This window comes from Acinetobacter sp. C13 (genome assembly GCF_016809775.1).
GTDB classification, from domain to species: domain Bacteria; phylum Pseudomonadota; class Gammaproteobacteria; order Pseudomonadales; family Moraxellaceae; genus Acinetobacter; species Acinetobacter pittii.
Map to the genome: position 1 here is coordinate 915,640 of NZ_JAFBJL010000002.1, position 14,176 is coordinate 929,815.

Here is a 14,176-nt window from a genome sequence, read left to right on the forward strand (position 1 = left end):
ATATTTTAATTGTTCTTGCATCTAAAAGCTTAGAAACAATTGAGTTCCATGATTAGCTATTGAGTAACTTCCAGTTAGCGATAGCTCGTGGGTTTAACAGTTGACCATCCCAAATACTCACAATCTGTTCGAGTGCTAAGAGACCGACGCGATTACGTGAATCTGTTGTGTTTGCGCCTATGTGAGGAGTAACAACTAGATTAGGCAATTCCCATAATGGATTATCTTTTTCTGGCGGTTCTGAAGAAAAAGTATCTAAACCTGCACCAGCAATTTTATTATTTTTAAGTGCTTCAACTAATGCAGCCTGATCAATTAATTCACCACGTGCTGTATTAATTAAGATGCTTGATCGTTTCATTTTTTCAAATTGGGCATGAGAAAATAAGTATCTATTCTCTGCTGTGAGTGGACAATGTAGGCTAATAATGTCACTGGTTTCTAAGAGTTTTTCAAAGTCATGCTCTTGTTCTACATAATCAAGCTCAGGCAGATTTTGTAGAAACGGATCGTATACTTTTACTTTCATGTTTAAAGGAGCAACTAACTTCATGAGTATGCTACCAATTGCCCCTAAACCAATTAAGCCCAGTGTTTTTCCATATAACTCCAAACCATTTGCACTTGCTTTGTCCCAATGACCTTCTCGAATACGTTGGTCTAACCATGTGACTTGTCGAGCAACATTAAACATGAGTGCAAAAGCGTGTTCGGCAACAGATTGTGCATTTGCGCCTACGGCAATAGTGACAGGAATTTTTCGTTCAGCAGCAGCCTGAGTGTCGATTGTGTCAAACCCAACACCATGTTTTGCAATTACTTTTAAATTATCTGAAGCAAAAATCATATCCCTAGAAAGTTTGCCTGTTCGCACAATGATTGCATCAGGTTGTTCATCATGGATGAGTTTTTCCATTTCATCTTTTGCCATGTACGGTTCAGTTGGAATCAACTGAATATCATGGGATTGAGCATACAGTAACGCATCTGAAGTTAATGTTGGCCCCGTGATAAGAACTTTACGTTTCATTTTTACTTGCACTCCATTTAAGTATTTTGAGCAAAATACGTCCTTAATAATCCATATTATTAAAACGTCATTTCAAAAAAATAGTCAATAGCAAAAATTAAATTTAAAAAATGAGTAAAATTTAATTAAATTAAATTTAAAAATGAAATGACATTTCAAAAAAATGCTGTCATATTAATTTGCACAAGAAAATTGATGTAAGGGAAAAGTTATGGCAATTGGTTTTAGAGTGCTAAAAAACGACAGAAAAGTTGAGCAAAAATGGATTGAGCAATATCGAGATCTACCAGTCGCTAATGTCAGTGACTCAATGAATCGAATGACTTCAGGCGGGGCTCAATTAAGACCAATGCATAAAAAGGGATATCTTTGTGGACCTGCCATTACAGTTAAGGCGCGTCCGGGTGACAACTTGATGTTGCACTACGCTATTGATATTGCCCAAGCGGGAGATGTCATTGTGGTTGATGCGGGTGGTGATCTAACCAATGCATTAATTGGAGAGATGATGGTTGCTTATGCCATTAAAAAAGGTATAGCCGGCATTGTTATTAATGGCGCGATTCGTGATTCGGTTGTAATTGGAGAGGGAGATTTTCCACTTTTTGCGGCAGGAGTTTCACATCGAGGACCTTATAAAGACGGACCAGGGGAAATTAATGTCCCTATCGCAATCAATGGAATGGTAATTGAACCGGGAGACTTGATTTTAGGAGATGAAGATGGGCTTTTAAGCGTACCGTATGCGGAAGTAGAAGAAGTTTATTTGAAGGCAAGCGCCAAACATGCTGCTGAACAAAAGCAATTAGAGCAAATCGCCGTAGGTGAAAATGACCGTAGCTGGGTGATCAACAGCTTAAAACAAAAAGGATGTGAATTACCCGAATAAGGTCATTCAAAAATATACGAGCAGGAACTGAACTAGCGAAGTCAATGGTTGAGCTTCGTTAGCCTCTTAAAAGTTAACTCAATAATTATTAGGTCGCTAATTGAAAAATAGGAAATTTCAATTTGGTCTAGATAATTTCGTCTAAAGGAAAAGGACATGAAATATAAAGGGATTATTTATTTATCGTTATTAATGAGTATTACATTGCAGCAAGCCCAAGCTGAAAGCGAAGATAACTCAGCGCTAAATGAAAAAATAAGTAAATTACAAGCACAAATAGATTATTTGATGGAGCAGCAAAATTTAAATAAAAATAATAGATTAAATACAGCACCTGACTTGGTTCAAAACAAAACATCAAACACCGAAACGCTTGTTACGGCTGACCAAACTCAAATTAAATTTTATGGAAATATACGGGTTGATGCAGCATATGATTTTGAAGGCTCAACGCGTTCTATTGCGAATAAAACAGGGTCAATACCATTAGACAATTCAAACTCAACGAGTAAATCATTAAATGTTTCTGCTGCGACTTCCCGTGTAGGGGTAGATATCGTCAAACCGACCTCGAAAGGAGATTTGGTTGGAAAGCTAGAAGCCGATTTCATGGGAAGTGGCGGAGATAACGGTAATGGTTCTGTTCGGGTTAGACATGCTTATATTTCACTAGGAAATTGGTTGATTGGCCAAACGACCTCACCTTTTGTGAATAGTGATACAGCTCCAAGTTTGGTTGATTTTACAGGAGCGATGGGTACGGGAACTCAGCGTAATATCCAAATCCGTTATCAGCACATTGTTGATGCCAAACAAAAATTATTAGTCGCTTTGGAAGGCGGTGATGTTGAAAATAAAAATGTAGAAGGCGGAAGCCGTTTTCCTGCATTAACCATGCGATATGAATTTAAGAATCCAGATTTCTTGGTTCAATTGCACGGCATGCTTCATGAAAATCGAGCAATCTCTGATACGAATGAAGAGCAAACTAAACTTGCTTGGGGAGCTGGATTAGGTACAAAGTATAAGCTTTCTGAAAACGACTCACTTGTGTTTAATTACTATCATATAGCGGGTGATAACCGTTATATGCTGTATTCAAAAGATAATGATGCATTCTACTTTGATCAAAATCGAATGTATTTAAGTGAATTTGATTCTGTCGAGTTAGGATATATGCGTAAATGGAATGAAAACTTACGCTCTTCTTTGTCCGCTGGTAGCCTTATCTATAAAGATTCAAATTTTTCAGAAAATAACCGTGATCAAAATAAAAGGCTAATCAATGCAAGCGTCAATTTATTTTGGACGCCTGTTGAGAAAGTCGATCTTGGTGTTGAATACACCTATGGGAAGAGAGAAACATTTTCAGATTTAGAAGGGAAATTATCTCGAATCAACTTATTAGGTCGATACAATTTTTAATGTAATCACAGCCACTTTAATATCAGAAGTGGCTTTCTTTTATTTGAGAAGGGCTAATATTGTGGAACAAATTAATTATGCGAATGCAAGATCACAATTTTCGAAGGTCATGGAAAGAGTGCTGTTAGGTTACGCCGTAAAAATTACACGAAAAGAGAAAGATGCTGTGGTACTAATTAGTGAAAAAGCATACCTTGAATATAAAAATGCAATCTTTGAGCTCAATAAATTAAAAAACAAAGATTTTTAACCCCCAACGATCCGCTTCTCAAGCATCTCCATAAAGGTTTTTAAAATAATATTGTGGTTTTTGCCCTTATGAGTAATTAAGCATATAGGGGTGCTGTAATGCATTTTTTCCTTTGAAACAGCTTGCATAAAACCATCTTCAACCCATTTTTTTGCATAGTGGTCGGGTAAAAAACCTAAAAATTTTCCAGTTAAAATCAGAAATGCGATGCCTTCACGGTCACTTGCGGTGGCTTTACAGTCTAAAAGTTGGTGTAACTTTGCTGCTTCTGGTGTGATCGCATAATTAGGAAGGACCGCTTGCCATGTTTTTAACTCATCTAGATTCATGTTGCTGCACTGGCTAAACAATGGATGGTTTTTGCCACAGTACAAAAATGAACTTTCACTATATAAATCAAAATAGTCTAGACCAGACAAAGGTGTAACAAGTGGAATAACGCCTGCGTGCAAACGGTTATCAAGTACACGGCACTCAATATCTGAAAGGGTGCTCATACTGATATTAATAATAACCTCGGCATGTTCCTCGGCAAGTTGTGTCAAGGTGTTGGTGATATAACCTCTAGGCATAGTCACAAGGTTGTTAATAATGCCGATATTAAATTCACCCTTAAGGCGGTTATGCATTTGATTAACTTTAGAACGGAAGTCTTCAATCGCTGCCGTAAGCACTTCGATATATTCTAAAATTTCGCGTCCTTCATCGGTGAGGGCAAAGCCTGCGCGACCACGTTGACATAGCCGAATACCCAGACGATTTTCTAAATCACTCATATGCAAACTGATTGCAGAGCGGCTAATCCCAAGAATACTTTCTGCAGATGTAAAGCTGTGACAGTCACAAACCGTTTTAAATATTTTGAGTAATTTAATATCAAAATCAGTGACTCGATTTAATTTTTTAGGTTTCATTTAGTTTTGTTTTTTTAAATCTAAACTCAAGATAATTTGAATTTATCAAACTTATCACGCTATGTACACTCAAACCATAATTTGAAAATAAACAGGAATGGTTATGTTTGATACGGATAAATTCAGCGACTCTGAGCATACCTTGGATGCGGTTCAACCTAATAATAATATGCATATAAATTATCAAGCACATTGGATGCCTTTCTCTGCAAATCGAAACTTTGCTAAAGATCCGCGCATGATCGTTGGTGCAAAAGGGTCATATCTAATTGATGATTCGGGCCGTGAAATTTATGACTCACTCTCCGGCCTATGGACATGTGGTGCAGGCCATACCTTACCCGAAATTCAACAAGCGGTAAGTGCACAATTAGGTCAGCTCGACTACTCACCAGCTTTTCAGTTTGGTCATCCATTGTCTTTTAAGCTTGCAGATAAAATTGTTCAGCATATGCCTGAAAAACTACAACACGTTTTCTTTACCAACTCGGGTTCAGAGTCGGCAGATACCGCTATTAAAATGGCACGTGCCTATTGGCGCATTAAAGGTAAACCAAGCAAGACTAAATTGATTGGTCGTGCCCGTGGCTATCATGGTGTAAACGTTGCGGGAACAAGCTTAGGCGGTATTGGTGGCAACCGTAAAATGTTTGGTCAGCTTATGGATGTAGACCATTTACCTCATACCTTGCAGCCGAATTTAACTTTTACCAAAGGCTGTGCAGAAACAGGCGGGGTAGAACTTGCCAATGAAATGCTTAAGTTAATTGAGCTACATGATGCTTCAAATATTGCCGCTGTCATTGTGGAGCCTATTTCTGGTTCGGCAGGTTGTATTGTACCGCCAACGGGTTATTTACAACGTTTAAGAGAGATCTGTGATCAGCATGACATCTTGTTAATTTTTGATGAGGTAATTACAGGTTTTGGCCGTTTAGGAACTTGGACGGGAGCAGAGTATTTTGGGGTAACACCAGATATTTTGAACTTTGCGAAACAGGTGACCAATGGTGCTATTCCTTTAGGTGGTGTGGTGGCAAGCCATGAAATTTACTCTGCCTTTATGCAGCAAGAGTTACCTGAACATGCCATTGAATTTACTCATGGCTATACCTATTCGGCACATCCGGTTGCTTGTGCGGCTGCTTTAGCTGCGCTTGAAGTTTTAGAGAAGAAAAACTTATTAGCTCAATCTGCGGCACTAGCACCAACTTTTGAAAAAATGCTGCATGGTTTAAAAGGTGCGCCGCACATTTTAGATATTCGCAACTGTGGCTTGATTGGTGCGTTGCAGTTAGCTCCGCGTGATGGCGATGCCACCATCCGAGGTTTTGAGCTTGGTATGAAACTTTGGAAAGAAGGGTTCTATGTTCGCTTTGGAGGCGACACGCTTCAGTTCGGCCCAATGTTTAACAGTACAGAAGCAGATATTGACCGCTTAATGAATGCCGTGGGCGATGCGCTTTATCAAGTGAATTAAAGTTTATTAGGCATTTTACCAAGGTCTGTAATGCCAACAGACCCAACTTCAAAATCTAAATGAAAAATACAGTTTGATCTGAAAACTAATTGTAGTAAGGAGTAACAACAATGACAAATGGCCTAGAAGATTTTAGCTATGAAGAAGTTTCAACTGAAAATAGTACGCATAGTGAACAAGCCAAAAAAGTGCTAGGGCATTTCATTCAAGGAAGAATTGTATCTAAAACGGCAAGAAAACAGCCAGTTTACAATCCTGCGACGGGTGAAATTAGTAAAGAAGTCGAAATTGCAGATGCTCAAACCGTAAATGAGGCAGTTCAGGTAGCCGAGCAAGCATTTCCTGCATGGCGCGATACACCAGTCATTAAACGTGCGCGTGTCATGTTTAAGTTCAAACAACTATTAGAACAAAATGCTGAAAAGATTTGTGCTTTGATTGGACAAGAGCACGGTAAAATTTCTCATGATGCTCAAGGCGAATTACAACGTGGTATTGAAAACGTTGAATATGCTTGCGGTGCACCAGAGCTTTTAAAAGGGGAATATTCAAAAAATGTCGGTCCAGATATCGACTCATGGAGCGAGTTCCAACCGTTAGGTGTTGTGGCTGGCATTACACCGTTTAACTTCCCAGCCATGGTAGCTTTATGGATGTTCCCAATGGCACTGGTTTGCGGTAACTGCTTTATTTTAAAACCTTCTGAAAAAGCACCTTCTGTGGTTTTATACCTTGCAGAATTATTAAAGCAGGCGGGTTTACCTGACGGCGTGTTTAACGTGGTGAATGGTGATAAAGAGGCGGTAGATACTTTATTGCATCATCCTCGTATTCAGGCGGTTAGCTTTGTGGGTTCAACACCAATTGCTGAATATATTTACCGTACTGCAACATCTACGGGCAAACGTTGCCAAGCATTAGGTGGGGCAAAAAACCACGCGATTATTATGCCTGATGCCGATATTGATAACGTAGTAGCTTCATTGTTGGGCGCAGCTTTTGGTTCTTCAGGTGAACGTTGTATGGCATTGTCAGTAGCAGTTGCCATTGGTGATGAAGTTGCCGATGTCGTGATTGATAAGCTAACTCAAGAAATGAAAAAATTGAAGTTCGGCAACTATGCAGATGCAAGCAACGACTTTGGGCCACTTATTACCCAAGCACATAAAGATAAGGTACAAGCCTATATTCAAAGTGCAGAACAGCAAGGCGCAAAAATTGTGGTTGATGGTCGTGATGCAAAACCGACAGGTTACGAAAAAGGCTTCTTTGTTGGGCCAACTTTAATTGATCAAGTCACACCAAACATGACCAGCTACCAACAAGAGATTTTTGGTCCTGTGTTGCAAGTTATGCGTGTGAATACTATGCAAGAAGCCATGCAACTCATTAATGACCATGAATATGGTAATGGTACTTGTATCTATACCCGTGATGGGGAAGCAGCACGCTATTTTAGTAGCCATATTCAAGTCGGTATGGTCGGTATTAATGTGCCTTTACCGGTACCTGTTGCTTATCATAGTTTTGGTGGTTGGAAGCGTTCATTATTCGGTGATTTACATGCGTATGGTCCAGATGGTGTCCGTTTTTACACACGCCGTAAAACCATTACGCAACGTTGGCCATCTGCTCAGGACCGTGAAGCAAAACAATTTTCAATGCCAACTTTAAATTAATTATTGCAACAAGGGGAAAACATTAAGTTTTCCCTTTTTCATACCGTAGGATTTTAAACATGTAATAGATTGTTTTATAGATATATTTTTAAGGATTGAAATATGAATAATGATACAACAAAAAAATTAGGCGAAGGACTTTCAAATCGCCATATCACAATGATTAGTATTGGCGGTGTTATTGGTGCAGGTTTATTTGTAGGCTCATCTTCTGCAATTGCCAAGGCAGGCCCAGCGGTAATTCTTGCATACCTGATTACCAGCATTATGGTATTTCTGGTGATGCGAATGTTGGGTGAGATGGCTGTTTTAGAACCAGACACTGGTTCATTTTCTACATATGCTCGTAAAGCGATTGGCCCTTGGGCAGGCTTTACCATTGGTTGGTTATATTGGTGGTTTTGGGTGCTTGCGATTCCAGTTGAAGCCATTGCAGGTGCTGAAATTTTACATTCATGGTTTCCGAACGTTTCAGTTTCTATCTATGCGTTCTGTTTTATTGTGTTCTTAAGCTTGGCCAACTTTTTTAGTACCAAAAGTTTTGGTGAGTTTGAGTTCTGGTTTTCTCTAGTTAAAGTGGTTGCCATTATTGGTTTCATCATCATTGGTATTTTAGCCATTTCAGGTATTTGGCCTTTAGCTAAAAATGTTAGCGGCGTTGCCAATTTATATAACAACGCCGGTTTTATGCCGCACGGTATGGGAGGCATTTTATCGGCAATTTTAATTACGGCATTTTCATTCTTTGGTGTAGAAATTGTCTCGATTGCCGCAGCAGAGTCATCAAACCCTAAACAGAAAATCAGACGTGCCACCAACTTGGTGCTGTACCGTATTATTCTTTTCTTTGTAGTTTCGATGTTCATTGCCGTTTCACTTGTCGATTGGCGTTCACCAGATTTACAGAAGTACGGGACATTCCAATACGTTTTAATGAGCTTAAATGTACCGGGCACTAAACTCATCATTGATACGGTCGTATTTATCGCCGTTGCGAGTTGTATGAATGCCGCAATTTATACGTCTTCTCGTATGTTATTTCGTTTGGGCACTCGTAGTGAAGCGCCTCAAGCCGTAACTAAAATCAATTATGCGGGTGTACCGGCAATTGCAGTATTTTCTTCAACTTTTATTGGTTTAGTGTGTTGTGTCATTAACTATGTATTCCCTGGAAAAGTATTTGGCTTATTGCTTTCAAGCACAGGGTCAATTGCTTTACTGGTGTACTTGGTTATTGCTTTCTCCCAATTGCGTTTAAGACATAAGTTAGAAGCAGCTGGAGCGGAAATACCATTTAAAATGTGGTTATTCCCATGGCTGACTTGGTTTGTCATCATCATTATTTTAAGTGTGTTGGCTTATATGTTCTTATCGCCAGCATATAGTTATGAAACCACTTTATCTTTAGGGGTAACTTCGCTTGTGGTGGTTTGTGGGTTGTTCGTCACGCGAAAGCGTAAAGCAACCAGAGCGGTTGCCATGAATTTAGATTAAATTAAAAAAGAGACCATAAAAGGTCTCTTTTTTCTCTCATGTTCCAAGATTTAGACTAACTATTTAGTCGTATCTATTGATACTAAAACAGATAAACCAGGACGTAATAATTTAACATCTTTTTGATTTTCAATGAGCTTGATGCGTACAGGAAGGCGTTGAACGATCTTGGTAAAGTTACCAGTCGCATTGGTTGCAGAGATCGGAGAGAAAAATGCGCCAGTAGAAGGAGAGAAGCTGTCTACCACACCTTTTAGCTCAACGTTATAAGCATCTACATAGACATTAACAGATTGTCCAATCTTGATCTTTTTTAATTCAATTTCACGGAAGTTGGCTTCAACATAAACCTGATCTAAAGGAACAACCACCATGAGTGGATTACCAGCACTTACAAAGTTACCTACATTAGCTGACTTTTGACCAATCATTCCGTCAATAGGTGCACGAACCTCTGTATAGCTCAAATTCAGTTTTGCTTTATCAAGTGCGGCTTGTGCTTGTTTAAGAGCAGCTTGTTTGGCTTGTACCTGAATCTTGTATTGGTTGAGCTGATACTGTGCATCAATCACTTTTTCTTTACTGCTGTCTAAGTCAGCATATTGTTCAGTCAATGTGGTTTTTGACTGTTGCGTAATCAATCTAGATTCAGCACCAAGTGCCTGCAACTGCTCATAACGCGCCGTGTTGTCTTTGGTGAGTTTAATTCCAGCTTCTACTTTTCTAAGTTGAGCCTCAGTTTCTCGAATAACCGTGGGTTGTCTATCCACTGCGAGCATTGCTTCACTCAGGTCAGCTTGTGCTTTGGCATAATTAGATTCAGCTTCAGCCAAAGCAGCTTGATAATCACGTGCATCAATCCGCGCTAAAAGTTGGCCTTTTTTTACGGTCTGATGATCTTTAATATAAATTTCTTCAATATTGCCAGATACTTTAGGGGCAATGGTTGAGTACTCTACATCTACACGTGCATCGTCTGTTTCAACAACCGAAGAGGGTAAAAATATAAGTTTTAAAACCCACAAAATAGATGCTAAGACAATAATAAACGCAATAGCCATAACCCAATGCTTTTTGAGAAATTGCACCTTGGTTAACTTGGGCGGTTCGGTATGGGTGGTGTCTTGGGCTTCGAGAGTACTCATAAAGATTTTCCTGAGTTATGACTATTCATTAACTTAATGAGAGCAATACGTGGCGGATAAGTTCGAACTGGCAAAATCAACATCACGATGAATAAAATTGCAGTAAGTCCCGCTAAAATCAGATATTGATCACTAATGACCAAAACTGATTGCTGTGCCTGAATTGCAGAATTTAGGGCAGATAAGCCACCTGAAACACGATCTGCACCATTTGCGGTGAGCACAGGTGGAGTAAGTGGGTTAATAACAGGGCCTTGAATATTTTGGAAAACATGTTGGGCTGTATTTTCAATCAGTCGTGTTGAATGGTATTCACCGCGTACTCGATTGATCCAATCCAAAATACAAACACCCAGTACACCGCTAATAGCACGCGGGGTATTAATCATAGGGGATGCATAAATTGCCATAGTTGGGTGAACACTATTTGTCCCCATCATTAAGAGCGAGAGCACGACACAGGTTTGCCCCAGACATGAGATTGCATGCCAAAAATAAAATTGGTCTTGATTCCATGTGGTATCAAGTTGACTTGCACCTAGGCAACCTGCAATGACCAGAAGTAAACCAAACCCGTGTACATATCGGCTATCGACCCACGCTTGGTTTAAAAGCTTCACAACAATAGGAATATAGATAAATTGCAGTGCCGCAATTTGTAAGCCAATCCACATGGTCTGAGTGGGTTTATAGCCATGTACAGCGCTTAAGTAATTGATTGGTAATGTGCTGGTGGACATACCAATAATGACAAAGCAAAAGAGTGCGAAAACAGCATAAGCAAAATTTCGGATTTCGAGCATTTGCGGTTTAATTAATGGTGATGGATAACGCCACTCATGTATGAAAAACCAAGGTAAAGTAATCGCACTAATTAAGGCTAATACACAAATTAATTGGGAATGGAACCAATCTAAATGATTGCCATGCAATAACATTGTGCTCAGGCTCGCTAAGCTAATAATCGCTAAAATGGCACCCATCCAATCGTAAGTTTTTATTCTTGAATAATTCAATAGATCTTGGGGAATCCCAAAATAAACCAGTGCAGCGCTTAGCGCACAAAACGGAATGGTTTGGAAAAATATCATTTTCCAACCAACCACATCTAAATAAAACGCAGAGAGTGCGGTACTTAAGTTGGGAAAGAACGTCGCAGTTAATGCATAGCAGGCTAAGCCCCATAGTCGAATATCAGGTCCTAAAAATCTAAGCGCACAGGCCATGAGTAAAGGAATGGTTAAACCATTGGCGAGCCCTTGTAAGCCACGTAATAGATAAAAGATTTCGATATTTGGGCTAAAAGGGATTAAAACACTAGAAACAAGGCAAAGTCCTATGGCAAAAAGAAGAACTCTGCGCATAGAAAAAATGACTGCCCAACTCGTAGACAGGATCATTCCAATAATCATTGCACTTGCGTAAATACTGTTAACCCAATAACCCGAGTCGACACTAATGCCCATTGCACCTCGAATGTCGACTAAAGTAATGCTGGTAATTCGGTTATTAAATTCAACAGTCATTGCAGCAAATATTGCACCTGCTAAACCGATGAGTGGCTTTGTATTCATCTTTTACCTTAAATCTTAAACATCAATTCATTGCACGGAGTAGATATTTACTGTACTGTACCGATCGGTACTCTACTCTTTAATTAAATTTCCGTCAATTCTCGATTTTGAACTTTTCGATGAGTTACACTTAGAACGAAATCGCTAAAATTTTTTATAAGGTCAATATGTCTGGTTCAACAAAAGCTCATGAAAAAGATCAAAAAATTCTGGATGCAGCAACAAAGTTTTTTTTGGTCCACGGCTTTAGTGGCACAACGACAGACATGATTCAAAAGGAAGCGGGGGTTTCAAAAGCTACCATGTATGGTTGCTATAAGAATAAAGAAGCGATGTTTGCAGCGGTGATTGAACGTCAATGTACCAACATGCAAAAACAAATTATTTTAGTTGAAACAAAAGCCGACAATTTACGCTCAGCACTAACTGAAATTGGGAAGACCTATCTGTGTTTTATATTATCGCATTCAGGCTTGGCTTTTTTTAGGGTTTGTATTGCAGAAGCGGTAAGGTTCCCAGAGTTATCTGAAAAATTCTTTGAATTGGGTCCACAGCGTCTAGCAAATATCATTGCAGGATATCTAGAAAAATCCGTTAAACAGGGCGAAATTGAATTAAGCTCTTCTTCAGAAGTTGCTGCGAATATATTTTTATCGTTATTAAGAAGTGATGCTCATCTAAAATGTTTGACGCATCCTGATTATTTAATATCAGAGAATGAAATTAGTACTTGGGTTGAGTATGCGGTTGATTTGTTTTTAAAAAATATTAAGTATTGTCAGAGTTAGTTTCTTTATTCAATGATCTAAAAAAATACTTTAAAATTATTTTATTCTCGAGTGATTTAAAGCTTAGTAAAATCTTTGCTTTGAAATTTTTAGTTAAAAAAGGAGTTGAATTGAAACCGAACTCCTTTTTAGCAAGATTTACGATTTAGACGGAATATATTTACGCATAGCAAAGATAAACAGCGTAAATAAAATACTAAAACCAAAAACAGGTAAGCTGAGACCTAACACGAGTCCCCCCAATATTAACCATATTTTTTGTGATCCAGTTGCACGATTCCAAACTGATAAGCTTTGACCAACAAAGTGAGTTGTCATGAGTTTTAAATTTGAGTTTTTAAACGCAGCTCTATATCCGTAAATAATCATAATACAGAGTGCGAAAGCATAAAGTGCGAGTACCAATTGATTTATCCAGCCAAATAAAACCCCAATATGTGCATCAACTCCCCAACGAGTGAGTTTTGCCACTAGCGAATAGTCTTTAAACGCAAGTTGATCGATGACTTTGTGTTGTTCCATATCTATGGCGATACTGTCTGCTTGAGTTGGCCATTTACGCTGAATTTCGGCTACAGTCCAAGCTTGATTTCCACTAGTCGGTGGTTTGATTTGTATCTGTGCTGCATCAATGCCATGTGCTCTGGCGATTGAAAGAGCAGTATCGTACTCAGTAGAGACAATATTTAAATTAAGATTTTCACTATGAGGCATCTCATGATGTTGATGGTGCATTACTGTAGGTAAATTATCTGTTTGAAGGGAAGTTGCTAAAGTTGGGGTTTGCCAGTTGAGCCACTGACGAGCAACTCGAATATTATCTCCAGCCCATTCAGACCATGTAAGACCTGTAACGGCGATTATTAATAAGAGAGGAAATAAAGTTAAACCCAACGTGCTATGCCATCTTAATAATCTATTTTTTTTTGTTTGCCTGATTTTAAGATTTTGACGCCGTTTCAACCAATTATACAGTCCAGTTAAAGTCAAAATGGCTAACCAGCTTGCCGCCAGTTCACTATAAAAGCGGCCCCATTTTCCTAGCAATAAATTACTATGCAGTTGATCAAGGGTAGTTCGAAACGGTAGCACTCCACTCGTACCATAAACCGCTAGATGGCCTTGAGCTTTAAGTGTAAAAGGATCAATAAAAACGGCTTCACTTGTAAAATCGTGGATAGGGTCTGAAAATATTACACGAGTTGTTTGATTAGAGCTTGGAGCTGGTCTAACTTCAATTACTTGTGCAGACTTAGGCATTACTTGCTTTGCGGCTTCAATTTGCTGGCTCAGTTTATGTGGTGTTTGATTCAGTGGCTCAACATATAGAACATCTTTATAAATGGCTTGTTCAAATTGTGGTGTAATTGCATAGAGTAAACCAGTGATTGCTGCGAACAAGATAAATGGTGCAATAAAAATACCAGCATAAATATGAATCAAACGGAAAAGACTACGCCAGAAAGATGATTGAGTCAGCATCGGAAGATAATGTCTATCAGATTTTA

At 38.9% G+C, this 14,176-nt stretch carries 12 protein-coding genes; 7 read left to right on the forward strand and 5 right to left on the reverse strand.

Annotation, left to right across the window (positions count from 1 at the left end; genetic code table 11):
- Positions 1–52: 52 nt before the first annotated feature.
- The gene (locus JGE69_RS09560; RefSeq protein ID WP_151283106.1) at positions 53–1,042 is read right to left on the reverse strand and encodes a hydroxyacid dehydrogenase; all 990 of its coding nucleotides are present in this window, start codon (positions 1,040–1,042) and stop codon (positions 53–55) included.
- Positions 1,043–1,241: 199 nt separating this feature from the next.
- Here JGE69_RS09560 and JGE69_RS09565 point away from each other — a divergent pair, with 199 nt between their 5' ends.
- From JGE69_RS09565 to JGE69_RS09575, 3 genes are all read left to right on the forward strand, one after another.
- Positions 1,242–1,919, forward strand: a complete 678-nt coding sequence (locus JGE69_RS09565; protein WP_151283108.1) for an RraA family protein — start codon at positions 1,242–1,244, stop codon at positions 1,917–1,919.
- A 156-nt stretch (positions 1,920–2,075) separates the two neighbouring features.
- Complete coding sequence (locus JGE69_RS09570) at positions 2,076–3,344, forward strand: DcaP family trimeric outer membrane transporter (RefSeq protein ID WP_199112626.1); 1,269 nt, start codon at positions 2,076–2,078, stop codon at positions 3,342–3,344.
- Positions 3,345–3,405: 61 nt separating this feature from the next.
- Positions 3,406–3,594 (forward strand): type II toxin-antitoxin system Phd/YefM family antitoxin, encoded by a 189-nt coding sequence (locus JGE69_RS09575; RefSeq protein ID WP_033847116.1) that lies wholly within the window; start codon positions 3,406–3,408, stop codon positions 3,592–3,594.
- On the opposite strand, the gene JGE69_RS09580 is transcribed toward JGE69_RS09575, so the two are convergent.
- Positions 3,591–4,508 carry a LysR family transcriptional regulator gene (locus JGE69_RS09580; RefSeq protein WP_199112625.1) on the reverse strand — a complete coding sequence of 306 codons (918 nt, stop codon included), beginning with the start codon at positions 4,506–4,508 and terminating at the stop codon, positions 3,591–3,593. The two genes, JGE69_RS09575 and JGE69_RS09580, sit on opposite strands and share 4 nt — an antisense overlap.
- A gap of 97 nt (positions 4,509–4,605) precedes the next feature.
- On the opposite strand from JGE69_RS09580, the gene JGE69_RS09585 reads away from it, so the two are divergent.
- The 3 genes from JGE69_RS09585 to JGE69_RS09595 all read left to right on the forward strand — a co-directional run bounded on the left by JGE69_RS09585 (position 4,606) and on the right by JGE69_RS09595 (position 9,161).
- Positions 4,606–5,988, forward strand: a complete 1,383-nt coding sequence (locus JGE69_RS09585; protein ID WP_199112624.1) for an aspartate aminotransferase family protein — start codon at positions 4,606–4,608, stop codon at positions 5,986–5,988.
- A gap of 110 nt (positions 5,989–6,098) precedes the next feature.
- Positions 6,099–7,667, forward strand: a complete 1,569-nt coding sequence (locus JGE69_RS09590) for a CoA-acylating methylmalonate-semialdehyde dehydrogenase (protein WP_199112623.1) — start codon at positions 6,099–6,101, stop codon at positions 7,665–7,667.
- Between the two features lie 102 nt (positions 7,668–7,769).
- Positions 7,770–9,161, forward strand: coding sequence for an amino acid permease (locus JGE69_RS09595; protein ID WP_014206843.1), 1,392 nt, complete (start codon positions 7,770–7,772; stop codon positions 9,159–9,161).
- Between the two features lie 59 nt (positions 9,162–9,220).
- Here JGE69_RS09595 and JGE69_RS09600 read toward each other — a convergent pair whose 3' ends face one another.
- Together JGE69_RS09600 and JGE69_RS09605 are read right to left on the reverse strand one after the other, a co-directional pair.
- Positions 9,221–10,306, reverse strand: coding sequence for an HlyD family secretion protein (locus JGE69_RS09600; RefSeq protein WP_199112622.1), 1,086 nt, complete (start codon positions 10,304–10,306; stop codon positions 9,221–9,223).
- Entirely contained in the window at positions 10,303–11,880 is a 1,578-nt protein-coding gene (locus tag JGE69_RS09605; RefSeq protein ID WP_199112621.1) for an MFS transporter, read from the reverse strand. Before JGE69_RS09605 ends, JGE69_RS09600 begins: the two co-directional genes overlap by 4 nt.
- A gap of 167 nt (positions 11,881–12,047) precedes the next feature.
- On the opposite strand from JGE69_RS09605, the gene JGE69_RS09610 reads away from it, so the two are divergent.
- Positions 12,048–12,668 carry a TetR/AcrR family transcriptional regulator gene (locus JGE69_RS09610; RefSeq protein ID WP_069123410.1) on the forward strand — a complete coding sequence of 207 codons (621 nt, stop codon included), beginning with the start codon at positions 12,048–12,050 and terminating at the stop codon, positions 12,666–12,668.
- 138 nt (positions 12,669–12,806) lie between these two features.
- Here JGE69_RS09610 and JGE69_RS09615 read toward each other — a convergent pair whose 3' ends face one another.
- Positions 12,807–14,150 (reverse strand): PepSY-associated TM helix domain-containing protein, encoded by a 1,344-nt coding sequence (locus JGE69_RS09615; RefSeq protein WP_063098880.1) that lies wholly within the window; start codon positions 14,148–14,150, stop codon positions 12,807–12,809.
- Positions 14,151–14,176 lie beyond the last annotated feature (26 nt).

Bases quoted from the DNA above. Each gene is read 5' to 3' on its own strand.
- JGE69_RS09565 (WP_151283108.1), top strand. From the start codon at position 1,242: ATGGCAATTGGTTTTAGAGTGCTAAAAAACGACAGAAAAGTTGAGCAA.
- JGE69_RS09610 (WP_069123410.1), top strand. From the start codon at position 12,048: ATGTCTGGTTCAACAAAAGCTCATGAAAAAGATCAAAAAATTCTGGAT.
- JGE69_RS09595 (WP_014206843.1), top strand. From the start codon at position 7,770: ATGAATAATGATACAACAAAAAAATTAGGCGAAGGACTTTCAAATCGC.
- JGE69_RS09580 (WP_199112625.1), bottom strand. From the start codon at position 4,508: ATGAAACCTAAAAAATTAAATCGAGTCACTGATTTTGATATTAAATTA.
- JGE69_RS09600 (WP_199112622.1), bottom strand. From the start codon at position 10,306: ATGAGTACTCTCGAAGCCCAAGACACCACCCATACCGAACCGCCCAAG.
- JGE69_RS09590 (WP_199112623.1), top strand. From the start codon at position 6,099: ATGACAAATGGCCTAGAAGATTTTAGCTATGAAGAAGTTTCAACTGAA.
- JGE69_RS09570 (WP_199112626.1), top strand. From the start codon at position 2,076: ATGAAATATAAAGGGATTATTTATTTATCGTTATTAATGAGTATTACA.
- JGE69_RS09585 (WP_199112624.1), top strand. From the start codon at position 4,606: ATGGTTATGTTTGATACGGATAAATTCAGCGACTCTGAGCATACCTTG.
- JGE69_RS09605 (WP_199112621.1), bottom strand. From the start codon at position 11,880: ATGAATACAAAGCCACTCATCGGTTTAGCAGGTGCAATATTTGCTGCA.
- JGE69_RS09615 (WP_063098880.1), bottom strand. From the start codon at position 14,150: ATGCTGACTCAATCATCTTTCTGGCGTAGTCTTTTCCGTTTGATTCAT.